16 protein-coding genes are annotated in these 18436 nt (G+C 73.0%); 12 read left to right on the top strand and 4 right to left on the bottom strand.

The features are described 5' to 3' along the window. Nucleotides 1–10 precede the first annotated feature (10 nt). Nucleotides 11–601, top strand: coding sequence for a hypothetical protein (locus ACRRSS_RS31415; protein WP_435974423.1), 591 nt, complete (start codon nucleotides 11–13; stop codon nucleotides 599–601). A gap of 4 nt (nucleotides 602–605) precedes the next feature. Here ACRRSS_RS31415 and ACRRSS_RS31410 read toward each other — a convergent pair whose 3' ends face one another. After that, nucleotides 606–1355, bottom strand: a complete 750-nt coding sequence (locus tag ACRRSS_RS31410; RefSeq protein ID WP_435974422.1) for a Clp protease N-terminal domain-containing protein — start codon at nucleotides 1353–1355, stop codon at nucleotides 606–608. A gap of 442 nt (nucleotides 1356–1797) precedes the next feature. On the opposite strand from ACRRSS_RS31410, the gene ACRRSS_RS31405 reads away from it, so the two are divergent. Continuing rightward, on the top strand, nucleotides 1798–2487 hold the full coding sequence (locus ACRRSS_RS31405; protein ID WP_435975468.1) for an RNA polymerase sigma factor: 690 nt from the start codon (nucleotides 1798–1800) through the stop codon (nucleotides 2485–2487). Beyond that, nucleotides 2487–3749, top strand: a complete 1263-nt coding sequence (locus tag ACRRSS_RS31400; protein WP_435974421.1) for a hypothetical protein — start codon at nucleotides 2487–2489, stop codon at nucleotides 3747–3749. The genes ACRRSS_RS31405 and ACRRSS_RS31400 overlap by 1 nt, the downstream gene beginning before the upstream one ends. Before the next feature lie 155 nt (nucleotides 3750–3904). On the opposite strand, the gene ACRRSS_RS31395 is transcribed toward ACRRSS_RS31400, so the two are convergent. Then, nucleotides 3905–4795 (bottom strand): L,D-transpeptidase family protein, encoded by an 891-nt coding sequence (locus ACRRSS_RS31395; protein WP_435974420.1) that lies wholly within the window; start codon nucleotides 4793–4795, stop codon nucleotides 3905–3907. 196 nt (nucleotides 4796–4991) lie between these two features. Here ACRRSS_RS31395 and ACRRSS_RS31390 point away from each other — a divergent pair, with 196 nt between their 5' ends. The 3 genes from ACRRSS_RS31390 (at nucleotide 4992) to ACRRSS_RS31380 (ending at nucleotide 8166) form a co-directional block, all read left to right on the top strand. Continuing rightward, nucleotides 4992–6572 (top strand): acyl-CoA mutase large subunit family protein, encoded by a 1581-nt coding sequence (locus ACRRSS_RS31390; RefSeq protein ID WP_435974419.1) that lies wholly within the window; start codon nucleotides 4992–4994, stop codon nucleotides 6570–6572. Between the two features lie 78 nt (nucleotides 6573–6650). Continuing rightward, nucleotides 6651–7307 (top strand): leucine efflux protein LeuE, encoded by a 657-nt coding sequence (leuE, locus tag ACRRSS_RS31385; protein WP_435974418.1) that lies wholly within the window; start codon nucleotides 6651–6653, stop codon nucleotides 7305–7307. Nucleotides 7308–7344: 37 nt separating this feature from the next. Continuing rightward, nucleotides 7345–8166, top strand: coding sequence for a MerR family transcriptional regulator (locus tag ACRRSS_RS31380; protein ID WP_435974417.1), 822 nt, complete (start codon nucleotides 7345–7347; stop codon nucleotides 8164–8166). A 182-nt stretch (nucleotides 8167–8348) separates the two neighbouring features. Here ACRRSS_RS31380 and ACRRSS_RS31375 read toward each other — a convergent pair whose 3' ends face one another. Together ACRRSS_RS31375 and ACRRSS_RS31370 are read right to left on the bottom strand one after the other, a co-directional pair. After that, on the bottom strand, nucleotides 8349–9683 hold the full coding sequence (locus ACRRSS_RS31375; RefSeq protein WP_435974416.1) for a polysialyltransferase family glycosyltransferase: 1335 nt from the start codon (nucleotides 9681–9683) through the stop codon (nucleotides 8349–8351). Further along, nucleotides 9680–10783 carry a glycosyltransferase family 2 protein gene (locus ACRRSS_RS31370; RefSeq protein ID WP_435974415.1) on the bottom strand — a complete coding sequence of 368 codons (1104 nt, stop codon included), beginning with the start codon at nucleotides 10781–10783 and terminating at the stop codon, nucleotides 9680–9682. The genes ACRRSS_RS31375 and ACRRSS_RS31370 overlap by 4 nt, the downstream gene beginning before the upstream one ends. Nucleotides 10784–11002: 219 nt before the next feature. On the opposite strand from ACRRSS_RS31370, the gene ACRRSS_RS31365 reads away from it, so the two are divergent. The 6 genes from ACRRSS_RS31365 to ACRRSS_RS31340 all read left to right on the top strand — a co-directional run bounded on the left by ACRRSS_RS31365 (nucleotide 11003) and on the right by ACRRSS_RS31340 (nucleotide 18415). Next, nucleotides 11003–12292: a DUF6716 putative glycosyltransferase gene (locus tag ACRRSS_RS31365; RefSeq protein ID WP_435974414.1), complete on the top strand. Its 1290-nt coding sequence runs from the start codon at nucleotides 11003–11005 to the stop codon at nucleotides 12290–12292. Beyond that, complete coding sequence (locus tag ACRRSS_RS31360) at nucleotides 12292–13494, top strand: cytidylyltransferase domain-containing protein (RefSeq protein ID WP_435974413.1); 1203 nt, start codon at nucleotides 12292–12294, stop codon at nucleotides 13492–13494. The genes ACRRSS_RS31365 and ACRRSS_RS31360 overlap by 1 nt, the downstream gene beginning before the upstream one ends. A gap of 11 nt (nucleotides 13495–13505) precedes the next feature. Then, a complete protein-coding gene (locus ACRRSS_RS31355) occupies nucleotides 13506–14399 on the top strand; it encodes an N-acetylneuraminate synthase family protein (protein ID WP_351901680.1) in 894 nt (297 codons plus the stop codon). Further along, nucleotides 14396–15649 carry a hypothetical protein gene (locus ACRRSS_RS31350; protein WP_435974412.1) on the top strand — a complete coding sequence of 418 codons (1254 nt, stop codon included), beginning with the start codon at nucleotides 14396–14398 and terminating at the stop codon, nucleotides 15647–15649. The genes ACRRSS_RS31355 and ACRRSS_RS31350 overlap by 4 nt, the downstream gene beginning before the upstream one ends. A 116-nt stretch (nucleotides 15650–15765) precedes the next feature. Beyond that, the gene (locus tag ACRRSS_RS31345) at nucleotides 15766–16986 is read left to right on the top strand and encodes an amidohydrolase (RefSeq protein ID WP_435974411.1); all 1221 of its coding nucleotides are present in this window, start codon (nucleotides 15766–15768) and stop codon (nucleotides 16984–16986) included. Nucleotides 16987–17356: 370 nt separating this feature from the next. After that, the gene (locus ACRRSS_RS31340) at nucleotides 17357–18415 is read left to right on the top strand and encodes a BMP family lipoprotein (RefSeq protein ID WP_435974410.1); all 1059 of its coding nucleotides are present in this window, start codon (nucleotides 17357–17359) and stop codon (nucleotides 18413–18415) included. Nucleotides 18416–18436: the final 21 nt, after the last annotated feature.

Below are 18436 nucleotides of genomic sequence, written 5' to 3'. Positions count from 1 at the left end.
GGAGGCGTCCATGACGTCGGTGACGGGCCGGAGCCTGCTGGAACTGATCGACGGGGCCGACGAACGAGGTCTGGCCGCGGCCGGTCTCGCCTGCCTCGACCGCTGCCTCCCGCTGCTCGCCGGTGACCGGGGCGACGCCCTGCGACCTGTCTGGGCGGCCGTCGCGCGCGGTGACGGACAGGCCTGGGGCGAGGCCGTCGCCAAGGCTCGGGTCGAACTGGACGCGGACGCCGGAGGCGACCCGGGCGGTGGCTCCGGCGCTTCGCCGGACGCCGGGGCCGTGCGCGGCATGCTGGCCGGAGCCCCGGCCGACTGGACGGCCGAGGCCCTGCGCGTCTGGTCGGGCGCGTGCTCCGTCACCGCCCTCGCCCTGCACGGACGGTACGACGCGGCCGAGGTGCCCGACGGTCTCGTCGAACGCTGCCGGGCCGGGGACGGCGAGGGCGCGGGCCCGCTGCTCGCCGGGGAGCTCCGCCGTCAGCAGGCCGTCCTCGAATCGGCCGCCCACGGCCCGACCGGTCTGCGCCGGGCCCGTGAACTCTCCGTCGAGGGCGGCCGGGTGCTCCGCGCGGTCGTCTCGCGCCGGGCCCGCACCGCCTGAGGGCTCAGGCCTGCTCCTCCGGGGCGGGGGCCGAGATCGCCACCGAGGCGATCGTCTCGGAGATCTCCCGCTCCGCCGTGGCCTTGTCGAGGCCGAGTCCGGTCAGCACACCCGTACCGTCCTCGTGCTCCAGGAGGGCGAGCAGGATGTGCTCGGTGCCGACGTAGTTGTGGCCGAGACGCAGGGCCTCGCGGAACGTCAGCTCCAGGACCTTCTTCGCCGCCGCGTCGTACGGGACGAGCGCCGGCACCTCGGCGGCGGCCGGCGGCAGGGTCGCCGTGACGGCCTCGCGGATCTGCTCCGGGGTCACGCCCTGGGTACCCGTCCAGAACACCGCGAGCCCCTCGGGCTCGGCGAGCAGCCCGAGCGCCAGGTGGGCGGGGAGGATCTCGTCGTGCCCGGCGGCCTTGGCCTCGTTCTGGGAGGCGACCACCACGTTCCGCGCCCGGGGGGTGAAGCGGTTGAACCCCGCGCTCGGGTCCATCTTCTCCGCGTCCGGGTCCTTGGGCACGAACCGCTTCTGGGCCGCCTGGCGGGTGACGCCCATGCTGCGGCCGATGTCGGTCCAGGAGGCGCCGGAGCGCCGGGCCTGGTCCACGAAGTGGCCGATGAGGTGGTCGGCGACATCGCCGAGGTGGTCCGCCGCGATGACGGCACCGGAGAGCTGCTCCAGGGCGTCGGGGTGGACCTTCTTGATCGCTTCGATGAGCTCGTCGAGACGGACGGGGATGTTCGGACCGGCTGGATTCGTCATGAGGCAACCCTAGGTTGACACCCTCGCACTGTCAACCGTCAGTTGACAGCGGGAGGGTGCGCCCCACCCCCGGCCGGTGCGGAACACGGAAGAAGAGGGCGCGCGGAGCGAAGAGGGAAGCGCGGAAGAGGAGGGGAAAGGGAGACGACCGGGGCCGCCACCCCCCACAGGAGAGGCCCCGGTCGCCGTCCACGGAGCCGCAGCACGGCTCCGTACTCCTATCAGCGTCGAGGGTGCGCTTTCTGTCACACCGCGCCCGGGCCGGAGGGCCCCGGGCCGGGCGCCGCATGCCGCCGCCCGAAGGTTGCAAGTTGTACAAAGACCCCGGACCGCGTGGACGCGCGGCCGCGACACGACGTAGCGTGCAGGTGCGCGAGGCAGTGTGGCGGTGGTGACCAGCCGCGACGGAGCGACGACGCGACCGATGAACAGGGTTTGGGGAGTGCTGGGGGACGACGCGGAGCTGACGGCCGCGGTGCTCGCTGCGCGGGACGGGGACGAGAACGCCTTCCGTACTGTGTATCGCGCCGTGCATCCACGGTTGCTCGGCTACATACGCACGCTGGTGGGGGACATCGAGGCCGAGGACGTCGCCTCGGAGGCCTGGCTCCAGATCGCCCGCGACCTCGACCGCTTCGACGGCGACGCGGACCGCTTCCGCGGCTGGGCCGCCCGCATCGCCCGCAACCGCGCCCTCGACCACATACGGATGCGCGGCAGGCGACCCGCCGTCGGCGCCGACGAGACCGAACTCACCGACAAGCCCGCCGCCTCCGACACGGCGGGCGAAGCCCTGGAGGCGCTGGCCACCGGCCACACCATGCAGCTCATCGCCCAGCTTCCGCAGGACCAGGCCGAGGCCGTCGTCCTGCGCGTCGTCGTCGGCCTGGACGCCAAGAGCGCCGCCGACACCCTGGGCAAACGCCCCGGAGCCGTCCGCACCGCCGCCCACCGAGGCCTCAAGAGGCTGGCCGAACTCCTCGGCGTCGACGGCGAGACCATCGGGCCGGACGGAGCGGGAGAGGCCGTCGTCCCGCTGGACGGTGTGCCTCCGCAACGCGGACGCGGGCCGGGGCCCGTGGCCCCCGGCGGTGTGACGCAATCACGTCCGCGTACGCAGAAGGACATGTGATGGCCGACGAGCGGTACCAGTGGCTCGACCAGGAGGCCGCGGAGCGGCTGCTCCGCGGCGAGCCCGTCGACGCCGTCGACGACCGCGTGCGCTCCGGGGCCGAGCGACTCGCCGAAGCCCTCGACGCCGCCCGCACCCCGGCCGCGCGCACCGAACTGCCGGGAGAGGCCGCCGCGCTCGTCGCCTTCCGGCAGGCCACCGCCGCGCGCGCCGGCGTGACGCCCGCGACGGCCCCCGGACCCACCGCGCACGCCGACCTCGGCCGGGTGCGGCTCGCCCCCGTCGCGGCCCCCCGCCGCTGGGGGCGCTCCGTCCGGTACGGCCTCGCCGCCGCGGTCGCCGCCGTCACCGTCGGAGGGGTCGCCGTCGCCGCCGGAACAGGTGTGCTGCCGATGGTGGGCCCCGCCCCCGCCAGCTCCGTCACGGCGGGCGGGACCGCCGACCCGCTCGTCTCGGTGGACCCCGGGATACGCGAGGACCCCGAGGCGCCGCCGGCGGAACCGGGCGGCAGCGGTGCCCCCACGCCCGGCGTGTCCCCGTCGGCCGGTACCGGCACCACGGCGCCGGCCACCGGAGGCACCGACGGGCCCGGCGAGGCCACTCCGGGACAGGGCACCCCCGAGCCGGGCGGGAGTGCGGCGGGCCCGCACACGGGCCCGGGTCCCAGCGGTACGGGTGGGGCGGGCGGTTCGGGGGAGGACTCCGGCGCCACGGGGAAGCCGGGCGCCACGACGCTCCGGGAGAAGGCCGTCCAGGCCTGCCGGGAGTACCGGTCGGGGAAGCTCGACGCCACCGGCCGCAAGCGGCTCACGGGCACCCTGCGCGACGGCGAGACGCTGCGCCGCTACTGCGACCGGCTCCTCGACGGCGGTACGGGCCCGTCCGAGGGCGACGGCAAGGGCGACGGCAAGGACGACGGCACGGGCGGCGCGAAGGACGACTCCGACGGGGACGGCGCGAGCGACGGCCGGTACGGGAACGGGCCCGGCGACAGCCGGGACGACCGGCGCGACGGCTCCGGGAACAGCCCGGTCGGGGCCGGGCGTCCCGGCGACGGGCGGGATGGCGCCGGAGGCGGGGACCGCCGCGGGAGCGACCGTCGCGAGAGCCTCCGCCACGCCGACGACCGCCGTACCGAGGACCGCCGTGCCGACGACCGCCGTGGCACCGCCCGGTCCGCCGCCGAGCCGGGAGAATCCGTTCTCCTCGCCGCCGCACCGCCTGTGATCGCCGTCACCGCACGCGTCCCGCTGCCGGTGTAACACTTCTCGACCCGTCGGCGCAGTACTGAATGAGCCGACTGGTCATCGGCCGCGCGTGAGCCGGGGTTCCCCCCGTACCTACGGCTCCGCGCACCCGGCGCGGGTGGGACACGTTCCCCCGGTCCCACCCGCGCCCTCTCTCCCCGCCCATCGGGTCACCAGTGGACGACGACCTTGTCGCCGACCTTCACCTGGTCGAAGAGGGTCGTGAGCTTGGCCCGGTCCCGGACGTTGACGCAGCCGTGCGAGCCACCGCTGTAGCCGCGGGCCGCGAAGTCCGACGAGTAGTGCACCGCCTGGCCCCGGCTGAAGTACATCGAGAGCGGCATCGGCGTGTGGTAGAGCCGCGACCAGTCCTGACGGACCTTGCGCTCGACCGTGAACGTGCCCTCACGGGTCGGGGTGTTCTCCGAGCCGAAGCGGACGTCCATCGACGAGACGACCTTGCCGTCGATCATCCAGGCGAGGGTTCGGCTCTCCTTGCTGATGCACAGCACCCGGCCGGTCAGGCAGCGCGCGTCGGGCGTGTCCAGCTCGTTGGTGGTCGACGGCTTCAGCTCGTCGGCGGTCGGCTTCCGGCTCGCACCGAGCAGCTGCTCCCAGGTCGCCGTGTCGACCGAACCCGTCCGCGGCAGCCCCCGCTTCTTCTGGAAGGCCTTGACCGAACCGGCCGTCATCGTCCCGTAGAACCCGGTGGGCGCCCGGTCGAAGTGACCCAGCTGCCGCAGCCGCGCCTGGAGTTCGCGGACCTGCTCGCTCTCGTCCCCGTCGCCCATCAGGGCCCCGGGCCCCGCGCTCTCGGTGGCGTCGTCGGAGGGCGTCTCCGTCGGAGCGCTGGGGGAGGAGGACTCGGGGTCCTCGGTCGGCGTCTCGGTCGGAGCGTCGGTCGCGGACCCGCTCGGCTCGGGAGCGGACGTCGTCGGCGCCGCCGTCGGACCGGCAGAACCGTTTCCGCCGTCGGCCGCCTGGGCCGTACAACCGGCGGCGAGCGCCACCGCCGCCGCTGCCAGTACCGCTCTGCGTATGACGGAAGAAGTCCGCTTCATCGTTGCCCCCCGAGGCGTGTCGTGTGTACGTAGGGATGCGTCTCGCGCGTGTGCGGTTGCGCGGGTGGGCCGCGAACCGCGCATGCTGTGAGGAAAGGTCCCAGCGCGCCGCCCTCCACCGTCCGGACACCCGCCGACACCGTCCGCCGCGAGGAGCCGTACCGCTGGGCGACGAGCTATCCGGGAGGCGCAACGCATGGCGCGCGAGTCTGAGTCGGGACTGCCCATCGAGCCGGTCTACGGACCGGACGCCCTGGACGGGTGGGACCCCGGGGAGAAGCTGGGAGAGCCCGGCGCCTACCCCTTCACGCGCGGTGTGTACCCGTCGATGTACACCGGCCGGCCCTGGACCATGCGCCAGTACGCGGGCTTCGGCACCGCCGTCGAGTCCAACGCCCGCTACAAGCAGCTCATCGCCAACGGCACGACCGGGCTCTCCGTCGCCTTCGACCTGCCGACGCAGATGGGCCACGACTCGGACGCGCCGATCGCCTCCGGCGAGGTCGGCAAGGTCGGCGTCGCCGTCGACTCGATCGACGACATGCGGATCCTGTTCGACGGCATCCCGCTGGACGAGGTCTCCACCTCGATGACGATCAACGCTCCCGGCGCGCTCCTGCTGCTGCTCTACCAGCTCGTCGGTGAGGAGCAGGGCGTCCCTGCCGACCGGCTGACCGGCACGATCCAGAACGACGTGCTGAAGGAGTACATCGCCCGCGGCACGTACATCTTCCCGCCGAAGCCCTCGCTGCGGCTGATCGCGGACACCTTCAAGTACTGCGGGGCCGAGATCCCGAAGTGGAACACCATCTCGATCTCCGGCTACCACATGGCCGAGGCCGGGGCCTCGCCCGCGCAGGAGATCGCGTTCACCCTCGCCGACGGCATCGAGTACGTCCGGACCGCCGTCGCCGCCGGCATGGACGTGGACGACTTCGCGCCCCGCCTCTCCTTCTTCTTCGTGGCCCGTACGACGATCCTGGAGGAGGTCGCCAAGTTCCGGGCGGCCCGCCGGATCTGGGCCCGGGTCATGAGGGAGGAGTTCGGCGCGGAGAACCCCAGGTCGCTGATGCTCCGCTTCCACACCCAGACCGCGGGCGTCCAGCTCACCGCCCAGCAGCCCGAGGTCAACCTGGTACGCGTCGCCGTCCAGGGCCTCGCCGCCGTCCTCGGCGGCACCCAGTCGCTGCACACCAACTCCTTCGACGAGGCGATCGCCCTGCCGACGGCCACGTCCGCCCGCCTCGCCCTGCGCACCCAGCAGGTCCTCGCGTACGAGACGGACGTCACCGCCACCGTCGACCCCTTCGCCGGCTCGTACGTCGTCGAGAGCATGACCGACGACGTCGAGGCCGCCGCCCTGGACCTGATGACCCGGGTCGAGGACATGGGCGGGGCGGTCGGGGCCATCGAGCGCGGCTTCCAGAAGGCCGAGATCGAGCGTTCCGCCTACCGGATCGCGCAGGAGACCGACAGCGGAGAGCGGGTCGTCGTCGGCGTCAACCGCTACACGATCGACGTCGAGGAACCGTACGAGCCGCTCCGCGTCGACCCGGCGATCGAGGCCCAGCAGGCGGCCCGCCTCGCGAGGCTCCGGGCCGAACGCGATCAGCCGGCGGTCGACGCGGCGCTCGCCGAGCTGAGGACCGCGGCGGCGGGCACGGCGAACGTCCTGTACCCGATGAAGGCCGCCCTCAAGGCCCGGGCCACGGTCGGCGAGGTCTGCGGCGCGCTGCGGGAGGTCTGGGGCACCTACGTCCCGACCGACGCGTTCTGACCCGCCCCGAGCCTCCCGGTCTTCCGCGATACGAAACACCCGGGCGGAGTGTCGTACCCACGTGCGACACTCCGCTCCATGCTGGGTGTCACCGATCTTCCGACCTATCTCGTGGGTCTCGTCCTCATCATCCTCCTGCCGGGGCCGAACTCGCTGTACGTGCTGTCCGTCGCCGCCCGCAAGGGCACCCGGACCGGTTACAAGGCCGCCGCCGGCGTCTTCACCGGCGACGCCGTCCTGATGACGCTGGCCGCGCTCGGCGCCGCCTCGCTCCTCCAGACCACCCCCCTGCTCTTCACCGTCGTGAAGTACGCGGGCGCGGGCTACCTGGCCTGGATGGCGTACGGGATGCTGCGGGCGGCCCGGTCGATGTGGCGCGACCGGGGCGAGGAACGCGCCGAGGAGACCGCGCAGACCCCGACGGCACCGGGAGAGCACCCCTACCGCCGGGCGCTGATCATCAGCCTCTTCAACCCGAAGGCGATCCTCTTCCTGATCTCCTTCTTCGTGCAGTTCGTGGACCCGGGATACGCCTACCCGGCGCTGTCCTTCCTCGTCCTCGGCACACTGCTCCAGATCAGCAGCTTCCTCTACCTGACCATGCTCATCTTCGGCGGCACCCGCCTCGCCTCCGCCTTCCGCCGCCGCAGGCGCCTCTCGGCCGGCGCGACCTCCGCCGCCGGCGCCCTCTTCCTCGGCTTCGCCGCGAAGCTCTCCCTCAGCAGCGCCGCTTGACCCTCACACCGTGTGAGGCCGTGTCGTAGGGGTCGTCATGTTCACCATCGGAGACTTCGCCCGGCACGGGCGGGTGTCGGTCCGGATGCTGCGCCACTACGACGCCATCGGACTGCTGCGCCCGGCCCGGGTCGACCCGCACACGGGCTACCGCTTCTACACGGCGGACCAGCTCGCGCTGCTCAACCGTGTCATCGCGCTCAAGGACCTCGGCTTCACCCTCGAACAGGTGGGGGCCATCCTCGACGAGAAGTTCGACGCGGACGAGCTGCGGGGCATGCTGCGTCTGCGCCAGGCCGAGCTGGAAGCGGCCCTCGCGGAGGCACGGGCCCGGCTCGCCCAGGTCGGCGCGCGGCTCCGAGCCATCGAGAGTGAGGGACGCATGTCCACCCAGGACGTCGTCGTCAAGAAGATCCCCGCCGTCCGTGTCGCCGAGCTGAGCGCGACCGCCGCGAGCTTCGGCCCGCACGACATCGGCCCGGTCATCGGCCCCCTGTACGACGAGCTGTGCGGCCGCCTCGAAGCCGCCGGGGTCACCGGCTTCGGCCCGGGGATCGCGTACTACGAGGACGCGGGGAAGGGCGACGGCTCGGTCGTCGTGCACGCCGCCATGACGGTGCCCGAGGGGACGGTCGTGGAGGGCGTCGAGGTGCTCGTGCTGCCCGGCATCGAGGAGGCGGCGACCGTCGTCCACCGGGGCTCGATGGACACCATCCTGCCGACCGCGCAGACCCTGGCCCTCTGGATCGAGGCCAACGGCTACCGGTCGCGGCGCTTCGCCCGCGAGCTGTACCTGGAGTGCCCCGAGGACCGCTCGCGGTGGGTGACGGAGATCCAGGAGGCGATCGACCGCGCCTGAGGGCTGAGGGCTGACGGTTCAGGCCTGACGGCTGAGGTCTGAGATCTGAGGGCTGGGAGCCGAGGGCCGGCGGCCGAGGCTGCCCGGGCTGTCCGCGGGCCCGGATCCCCCGCACGGGGTCCGGGCCCGCCGTTCTCGACGGCCGCCACCTCTTCGGCCACCTCCTCAGCCACCCCTTCCGGCTACCTCTTCAGCGCCTTCCGCAGCCGCAGCGCGCGCCGCGCCAGGCGGCGGACCCTCGGGTGGCGGGGGAGCGGGATGCCACCGGGCAGGTTCAGGACGGTGAGGCGGCGGCGGGTGAAGTGGTGCCGGGTGTGCTCGGCGAGCGGCCCCGACAGGTGCCGTACCGCCGGCTCGCGGAGTTCCGGCCGGATCTTCGGCTGCATCGCGAAGCCGACGGCCGCGACGAGGTCGTTCAGCTCCGCCGTACCGACCGCGCCACTGTTCCGCCCGCCGTCCTCCCCGCTGTCCTCCAGAGGCGGGACGACCGCGTCCACGACCGTGAGCGGGATGCGGTTGCTGTTCTGGAACGGGGTGAGCCGTTCCAGCAGGGTGCGCGTCCCGACCCGGGCGACCGGCAGCCCGTAGAAGGTCCGCGCGGTGAGCAGCGCCGTCGAGAAGCAGCCGACGACCAGGGCGGGCCGCAGCTCGCGGTAGAGCACCTCGGCGAGTACGGGCCGGTCCTCGACGGTCAGTTCGGCACCGAGGGCCTCCGCCTCGCGCGCCAGCGCCTTCGACCAGGAGTCGGGGGCCGTCGGGTGCGGTTTGAAGACGAGCCGCCGGTGGCCGTGGGCGACCGCGCCCCGGACCATCCGCAGGTGCAGCTCCTCCTCCTCGGCCGCGGTCAGCAGGTCGAGCGCGGCCAGGTACTGGCCGAGGAGCAGCGCGGGCCCGTCCTCCGTGCCCGCCGCGGCGGCGGGCCCGGCCAGTTCGTCGACGCACCGGGTGAACGCCTCGGTCGGTACGGCCTCGGGCACCGCCCCGAACTCGGCGAGCAGCAGCGGCGCGAGACCGGGGACGAGGTCCAGGTGGAGCAGCCGGCCGACGCGTCCGCCGATCAGGGGGTCGATCTTGTTCCGGGTCGGCCCGTAGCTCATGAGCCCGTCGGCGTACGCGGTGATCGGCGCGTCGGGCAGCAGCTGGGCGATGGCGAGCGCGGGCGTCACCTGGAGCGATTCCAGGGCGAGTTCGACGCGGTCGTCGCCGAGGTTCCAGAGCTTGCGGAGATGGCGCTGGAGCATCGGCAGGTCGCTCGGCCGGGGGGTCCAGCCGCCCGGGTGGAGCGGGGAGATCGTCTCGTTCCAGGACAGCACGGAGTCGAAGCGGCCGCGCAGCCGGTCGAAGCCCTCGGCCTCGTCCAGGGCGGGGGTCGTCTCCGGGACGGCGGCGTTGTTGGTGACGAGCAGGATCCGGCGGTCGGCGGGACCGAAGGCGCCGCTGTCCAGGGCGGCGGCGAGCGTCACGGCCCCGTAGAGGGTGGAGGCGCAGAAGATCTGGGTGGTGCGGCGGGGGCTCACGCGGCCACCTCCGAGGAGGCGGAGGCGGGGGCAGAGGTGGCGCTGGTACCCGCGCGGGAGCCCGCACCCGGGCCAGGCCCCGCCCCCGAGCCGCCGGAGCCCGGACCCGGATCCGACCCCGTACCCGGTCCCGGCGGTGGTGCCGGGCGGCGTCGCCGCAGCCTGCGCAGCATCGTCGCGCGGTCCCCGCCCATCGCCCCCAGGGCCTCGTCGAGGACTCCCTGGGGCATCCGCCGCAGGGCGCCCGCGCTCATCGCCTTCAGCCGGCGCGCCACCTCGGGTTCGAATCGTTCGATCGAACCGACGTGATGGGAAATCACCGCGCAATAGGTACGGACGGCCTTGGGAAGAAGAAGATCGGCTTCAGGGTCCTTCGCCGTTTCCTCGATCACCTGGTCGAATGCGCGGATGAAATCCAATTGCCGTACATCGCCGATCTGGGTGAGCGACGTGGCCACTCCGCGCCGGTAGAAGACACCGAGTTCACCGATCGCGGCGAACGATTCCGCCTCGCGGTGCAGTTTCCAGATCCACGGCCGGTCCTCGGCCGTCCGCAACCCGTGCGTGAAGTGCAGCAGACCCCGGTCCAGGAGCCGCCGGTGGTAGATCCCGGCCCAGGCGTACGGGTAGTCGACCGAGGTCGTCCGGTGCGCCGGCAGGATCGCGTCCCGCGGGTTCAGCACCTCGCCCCGCCGGGGGACGGGCGCGCGGCGGATCCCGCGGTTCCTGCCGGTGACGGAGACGTGGTCGGTGCGCAGGAAGTCGCAGCCGAGGTCCTCGGCGGCGGCGACCAGGCGGGAGTAGTAGCCGGGGGCGAGCCAGTCGTCCCCGTCGAGGAAGGTGAGGTACTCGCCGCGGGCCGCGTCGAGACCGGTGTTGCGGGCCGTGGCGAGACCCTCGTTGTGCTCGTGCCTGATCAGGACGGCACCCGGGATCTCGCGCGCGGCCCGTTCGAGGAGCTCCGGGGTCCCGTCCGACGAGCAGTCGTCGACAAGCAGGAACTCGAAGTCCTCGCGGGCGTTGGCCCGCAGGCTCGTGAGGGTGTCGGGGGCGTATGTCTGCACGTTGAAGAACGGCACGACGACGGAGAGCTTGACCACCCGGCCGACGCTAGGCGTCGCCCCGGCATTCCCACCGACCGGCGGGCAGCCTTTCGGTGAACACCAAGCGGCGGGCCGATTAACCACCTTTCCGCGCAGGGGAAATCGGCCTCGGTACGTCCTGATCGCGACCCACTTCAGCGGGCGGAGAGGCTCTGTTCACCGTTTGTTGTGGCCCAGTTGGGCCGGAAAGCGGAATGCCCTTCTAGCGTCCTCGACGTGCCAGCAAGTACCAGAGAAGCGGTACGGGTCGCCGTACTCGCCGACTCCGACACCCGGTGGAAATGGGGCGCCCTCACGGCGCGCCGCATCACCACGGCGACCGCCGAACCCACCGGATTCGTCCTACGGGGACGGGCCACGCCCACCGAACGCCAGCTCGCCGAGACCGGGGTGTCCACGACCACCCCGCGTGAGGTGACGGGCGCGGAGTTCCTGCGCGCGGTCCGGGACGCGGAGGCGCGCGGCGAGGGATTCGACGTCGTCGTGCTCGCCCTCGTCGGCGGCACCGTCCGCGCCGTCCTCCAGGGCCTGGCCGACCTGGGCCTCGAACGGCGCCCCGTGATCGTCACCGGCTACGTCGGCGTCGTCTACGAGAAGCTCACCGACGGACTCCTCCTGCGGCACGGCGCCGACGTCGTCCTCGCCAACTCCCGCCACGACGCGGAGCGTTTCCGCGCCGTGTACGAAGGAGTGGGCGCCGGAGCCGACTCGGTCGTGGAGGCGGCGCTGCCCTTCCTCGGTGGCGCCCTGCACAGCCCCGAGGCCGGCCGCGACACCCTGGTCTTCGCCGCCCAGCCGTCCGTGCCCGCCACCCGGACCGAACGCGCCTACGTCCTGCGGCGCCTGATCGGGCACGCCCGCCTCCACCCGGGCCGCGAGGTGCTCCTCAAGCTCCGCTCCAAGCCGGGCGAGCACACCACGCACCTGGAGGAGTTCCCCTTCCAGAAGCTGGTCCGCGAGTTGGACCCGCCGCCCAACTTCCGTCTCGTGTACGGGCACATGGGCGAGGTCCTGGACCGGACCGACCTGCTGGTCACCGTCTCCTCCACGGCCGCCCTCGAAGCCCTCCACCGGCGGATCCCCACCGCGATCCTCACCGATCTCGGGGTCCGTGAGGCGCTCGGCAACCACCACTTCGTGGGCTCGGGCCTCCTCGCCTCGTTCGACCGGCTCGACAAGGGGCTCGCCCCGACGCCCGACGAGACCTGGCTCGCCCGGCAGGGCGTCGCCTCCGACAGCCCCTACGAGGCCGCCTTCGACACGGCCCGCGACCGGGTCGCCGGGCTCCTGGCGCTCCCCGCGCTGCCCCCGATCACCCCCTACTACACCGCGGAGACGGCCCCCGGCTACCTGCCCGGCATCCTCGCCCGCCACCGCCTGGACGTCACCGCCCCGGAGCCCCGCGAGAGCGGCCTCCGCCGGGTCGTCCGGGAGGCCGCGCGGGGTGCGTACCGCCACGGCGTGCAACGCGTCGCCCCCGTCATCCGCCGCCTGGGAGAACTCTGATGACCGCCACCCCGCAGACCCCGGCGACCGTCCTCGCCGTCATCCCCGCGAGGGGCGGTTCCAAGGGCGTCCCCGCCAAGAACCTCGCCCCGGTGGCGGGGGTCCCCCTGGTGGTCCGCGCCGTCCGCGCCTGCCTGGGCGCCCGCGCCGTCACCCACGTGGTGGTCTCCACCGACGACGCCGGCATCGCGGCGGCGGCCCGTACCGCCGGGGCCGAGGCCGTGCGCCGCCCCGCCGCGATCGCGGGCGACACCGCCACCAGCGAGGCGGCCGTCCTGCACGCGATGGACGCCTTCGAGGCCACCCACGGCCGCCCGGCCGACGTGGTCCTCCTCGTCCAGTGCACGAGCCCCTTCCTGACCTCCGCCGAGATCGCCGAGACCGCCGAGCGCGTCACCTCGGGCGCGGCCGACACGGCCTTCACCGCCGCCCCGTCGCACGGCTTCCTCTGGCGCGACACGGCCGAGGACGGTGCCACCGGCGTCAACCACGACAAGGCGCACCGCCCCCGCCGCCAGGACCGGGAGGCCGAGTACCTGGAGACCGGCGCCGTCTACGCGATGGACGCGGCCGGCTTCCGTACCCACGAGCACCGCTTCTTCGGCCGTACCGCGCTCGTCGTCGCCGACCCCGCCCGGGTCCTGGAGATCGACGACCCGCACGACCTGGCCCGGGCCCGCGCCCTCGCGCCGCTCCTCGACACCCCGGTCACCCCCGGCTTCGCCGACGTCGACGCCGTCGTCCTCGACTTCGACGGCACGCAGACCGACGACCGGGTCCACCTGGACGCCGAGGGACGCGAGTTCGTCTCCGCGCACCGCGGCGACGGCCTCGGCATCGCCGCCCTGCGCCGCGCGGGACTGCCCGTCCTCATCCTCTCCACCGAACAGAACGCCGTCGTCGCCGCCCGCGCCCGCAAGCTCAAGATCCCCGTCCTGCACGGCATCGACCGCAAGGACCGGGCGCTCAAGGAGTGGTGCGACGCCGAGGGCATCGATCCCCAGCGCGTCCTCTACGCCGGAAACGACGTCAACGACCTGCCCTGCTTCCACCTCGTCGGCTGGCCCGTCGCGGTGAGCAGCGCCCACGACTCCGTACGGGCCGCGGCCCGCGCGGTCACCGTCACCCCGGGTGGCTCGGGAGCGATCCGCGAGATCGCCGCCTGGCTCCTCGGACCCGAGCTCAACACCCCCGACTCCTAAGGAACAGCACCATGAGCACTCGTCTGCGCACCTTCGGCGAGAAGACCGCCGGCCCGGGCCGTCCCGTCTACATCACCGGCGAGATCGGCATCAACCACAACGGCGAGCTCGAGAACGCTCTCGCGCTCGTCGACGTCGCCGCCGAGGCCGGCTGTGACGCCGTCAAGTTCCAGAAGCGCACCCCGGAGATCTGCACCCCGCGCGACCAGTGGGACATCGAGCGCGACACCCCCTGGGGCCGGATGACGTACATCGACTACCGCCACCGCGTGGAGTTCGGCGAGGACGAGTACCGCGCCATCGACGAGCACTGCCGCAAGCGCGGCATCGACTGGTTCGCCTCCCCGTGGGACACCGAGGCCGTCGCCTTCCTGGAGAAGTTCGACGTCCCCGCCCACAAGGTCGCCTCCGCCTCCCTCACCGACGACGAGCTGCTCCGCGCCCTGCGCGCCACCGGCCGCACGGTCATCCTCTCCACGGGCATGTCCACCCCGAAGCAGATCCGCCACGCGGTCGAGGTCCTCGGCTCCGACAACATCCTGCTCTGCCACGCCACCTCGACGTACCCGGCCAAGGCCGAGGAGCTCAACCTCCGCGTGATCAACACGCTGAAGGAGGAGTACCCGAACGTCCCGATCGGCTACTCCGGCCACGAGACCGGCCTCCAGACCACGCTGGCCGCCGTCGCCCTCGGCGCCACCTTCGTCGAGCGCCACATCACCCTCGACCGCGCCATGTGGGGCTCCGACCAGGCCGCCTCCGTCGAGCCGCAGGGCCTCCAGCGCCTGGTCCGCGACATCCGCACCATCGAGACCGCCCTCGGTGACGGCGTCAAGAAGGTCTACGAGTCGGAGCTCGGCCCGATGAAGAAGCTCCGCCGGGTCCAGGGGCTCGTCGCCGCATGACCGGGCAGCTGGCGTTCGTCGAGAGCCCGGTCCAGCTCCTCAACGTCCTGGAATGGGCGCACGCCCAGGCTCCCGCCACGGGAGCGCCCGCCGACGCCGGGGGCGACACGGCCCCCGGCGGCCGGGGGGCCGCCCTTCCGGGCGCCACCCTCGCCGAGCCCGGGCTCCCGGTCCCCGGTCCACCCGCGGGTACGGCGCCGCCGGAGGGCCGCGCCCACCCGTCCCGCCCCGGGGGGCACGGGCCCACGACGGGTCCGGGGCGGTCCGCACCCGACCTGACGGTCGTCGTCCTCTCGCCGACCGACCCCATGTCGCGCGGCCAGCTGCGCCGGATGGCCCAGCTGGCCCGCGACGAGGGCGTCACCGTCCGCTGGCAGGAGGCCCGCGGCGGCCGGGGCGCGCTCGCCCGCACCCTGCGGGAGCTCGCCCGGCCGCTGCGGTCGGCGGAGCGGGTGATCATCGGTGACCCGTTCTCCCGGTACGTCCAGCTGCTCCTGACCCTCTTCGGCCCCCGGCACCTGACGGTGGTCGACGACGGCACCGCCACGATGGAGTTCGCCGCCCAGATCGGCCGGGGCGAGCGGCTGGTGCGCTGGCACCGCAAGGGCAGCCTGGGCCCGCGCGAGCTGCTCCTCGCCCCGGTGAGCTCGCTCGCCAGGCGGCGTCTCGCCCCGACCGGGAACCGTACGGTCGAGATCTTCACCTCGCTGCCCGTCGAGGCCCCCGAGGGCATCACGGTCACCGAGAACGCGTTCGCCTGGACCCGGACCCGCTTCGGCCCGCCGCTGCTCACCGGCGGTGCGGACCTGGTCGGTACCTCGCTGGTCGAGACGGGGGTGGTCGACGCGGCCCACTACGACCGGGTGGTGGGCGAGCTGGCCCGTACCCACGGCGCCACCCGCTACTTCGCGCACCGCAGGGAGAGCGCCGAGAAGCTGCACCGGATCGCGGTCGAGACGGGCCTGCAGGTGGTCCGGCCCGAACTGCCCCTGGAGCTGATCGCCCGGCGCGGGCCCATCGGCCGTACGGTCGTCAGCTTCCCCTCCACGGTCGTGCACACCCTGCCGCTGGCCCTGGCCGGCACCGGGGTGAAGGTCGCGGTCTGCGAGATCGCGCCCGAGTGGCTGCGGGAGAGCGCCTCACCGCGCGCGCAGGGTTTCCTGTCGGGGGTGGCGGGCACGGCGGCCCACGAGGTGGACCGGCTCACCGCGCGGGCGGCGGCCCCGGCCGACCGGCTCGAATTCGGCTGAGCGTACCCATATGGAGTGGCCTTCATGCCTGACAAACCGAGATTCTTTCCCCTAACGGGCTGAACTTTTTGTGATCAACGGGCAGTTGACCACTCCGGAGGCCTACCCTTCAAAGGGTGAACCAGTTGAAGTCCCGTGAGCCAGGCTCCGTCACCCTGCCCGGAACGCTGTCCGAACCCCTGCGCGTCGAACTGATCGCCTTCCGCAGGGACTTGCACATGCACCCGGAGCTGGGGAACCAGGAGTTCCGTACGACCGCCGCGCTCAAGGCCCGCCTGGAGGCGGCCGGCCTCGTGCCGAAGGTCCTGCCGGGCGGCACCGGACTCATCTGTGACATCGGCACCCCGGACCGCGACCGGCCCATGCTCGCCCTCCGCGCCGACCTCGACGCGCTGCCCATCCCCGACGTCAAGACCGTCGCCTACCGCTCCACCGTGGCCAACCGCGCCCACGCCTGCGGACACGACGTCCACACCACCGCGGTCCTCGGCGCCGGACTCGTCCTCGCCGATCTCGACCGGCGGGGCCTCCTTCCGAACGCCGTACGGCTCCTCTTCCAGCCCGCCGAGGAAGTCCTCCCCGGCGGAGCCGCCGACGCCATCGAGGCCGGAGTCCTGGACGGGGTCGGGCGGATCATCGCCGTCCACTGCGACCCCAGGGTGGACGCGGGGAGGATCGGGCTCCGCGCCGGGCCCATCACCTCCGCCTGCGACCGCCTCGAGATCACCCTGGACGGCCCCGGCGGTCACACCGCCCGCCCGCACCTCACGACGGACCTCGTCACCGCCGCCGCCCGGGTCGCCACCGACGTCCCCGCCGTCCTGGCCCGGCGCGTCGACGCCCGCTCGGGACTCTCGGTCACCTGGGGCCGTATCGAGGCGGGCCACGCCTGCAACGTCATCCCGCAGCACGCCGAGCTCTCCGGCACCGTCCGCTGCCTCGACCTGCCGACCTGGCGGGAGGCGCCCGACCTGGTGCACGCGGCCGTCGACGAGATCGCGGCCCTGCACCGGGCCAAGTCGACCGTCACCTACGTCCGCGGCGTCCCCCCGGTCGTCAACGACCCCGGCGTCACCGAACTGCTCGCGGCCGCGATGACCGCCCGCCGCGGACCGTATGCGATCGAGGACACGGAGCAGAGCCTCGGCGGCGAGGACTTCTCCTGGTACCTGGAGCACGTCCCCGGCGCCATGGCCCGCCTCGGCGTCCGCACCCCCGGCGACACCCGGATCCGTGACCTGCACGCCGGGGACTTCGACGTGGACGAGCGGAGCATCGAGGCGGCCGTCGAGCTCTTCACGGCGGCGGCGCTGATCGACGGCACACCGGGGCGCTGACCCCCCCGGGCCCCGGGCCCCGCCCCCCCGCCCCCCGGGCCCCGGGCCCCCCCGGACCACCGTCCCGTCCCCGGCCCGCCACGGCACCGGCCTCCGGCCGGACGGATCCCTCATCCGTCCGGCCGATCGCCTTCCCTCCTTCGGCCCACAGGCCCGGCGCGGCGCGCCCCGCCCCCTGTCCCGGCCACTCCGCCCGGCGATATAACCGGCGGTACCGGGCGGAACGCCCCGGTCGCCTCGGCTGGCCGGTTCGCGACGATCCGATAACGACTCATGAACGGGTCTTTAACTGACATCTACGCGCGTTACGATCGCCGCGAAACCAGCGCCGGAAGAGGCGCTTTCGGTCAGTGTTGAAGGGACCCTCCTCTTGCGCCGGATCACCAGGATCACGACCGTGGGCATCGCCTCCGCGGCGCTCGCCCTCTCCGCCACCGCGTGTGGCAAGTCTTCGACGGACTCCGGCTCCAGCCCGAGCTCGGACACGAAGGCGATGAAGGCCGCCATCGCGTACGACATCGGCGGCCGTGGCGACCAGTCCTTCAACGACGCCGCCTACGCGGGCCTGAAGAAGGCCGAGGACGAGCTCGGCGTCAAGGGCTCCGAGGCCGAGCCCTCCGAGGGCGAGGGCGACGCCGACAAGGTGCAGCGCCTCACCGCGCTCGCCCGCGCCGGTAACAACCCGGTCATCGGTGTCGGCTTCGCCTACGCGCCGGCCATCGAGAAGGTCGCCAAGGCCTACCCGAAGACCACCTTCGGCCTCATCGACGACACGTCGAAGACCGGCCCGAACATCGCCAACCTCGTCTTCAACGAGGAGCAGGGCTCCTACCTGGCCGGCGTCGCCGCCGCCAAGGCGTCCAAGACCGGCACGGTCGGCTTCATCGGCGGTGTCGAGGTTCCGCTGATCAAGAAGTTCGAGGCGGGCTTCGCGCAGGGCGTCAAGGACACCAACCCCAAGGCGAAGGTGCTCGTCCAGTACCTGACCCAGCCGCCGAACTTCGACGGCTTCTCCAAGCCCGACCTCGGCAAGGCCGCCGCGGAGGGCCAGCTCGACAAGGGCGCCGACGTGATCTACGCGGCCGCCGGTCTGGCCGGTTCCGGCTCGATCGAGGCCGCCTCGGCCGCCGGCAAGTGGGCGATCGGTGTCGACTCCGACCAGTACAACCAGCCGGGTCTGGCCGCGTACAAGGACAGCATCCTGACCTCGGTCACCAAGGACGTCTCGGACTCCGTCTTCAACCTGATCAAGTCGGTCAAGGACGGCAAGCCGCAGACCGGTGAGGTCCGCTACGGCCTCGCCACCGACGGTGTCGCCCTGGCGGACTCCAACCCGAAGTTCAAGGAGATGACGGACCTCATCGCCGCGGTGGACAAGGCGAAGAAGGACATCATCGACGGCAAGATCACGGTCAAGACCGCTCCGTAAGGAGCAGAGGTCGACGACCCA

Source organism: Streptomyces sp. Qhu_M48 (assembly GCF_051305195.1).
Taxonomy (GTDB): domain Bacteria; phylum Actinomycetota; class Actinomycetes; order Streptomycetales; family Streptomycetaceae; genus Streptomyces.
Note: the sequence above shows the minus strand (reverse complement) of the source record. Positions and strands in the feature narration are given on the sequence as shown.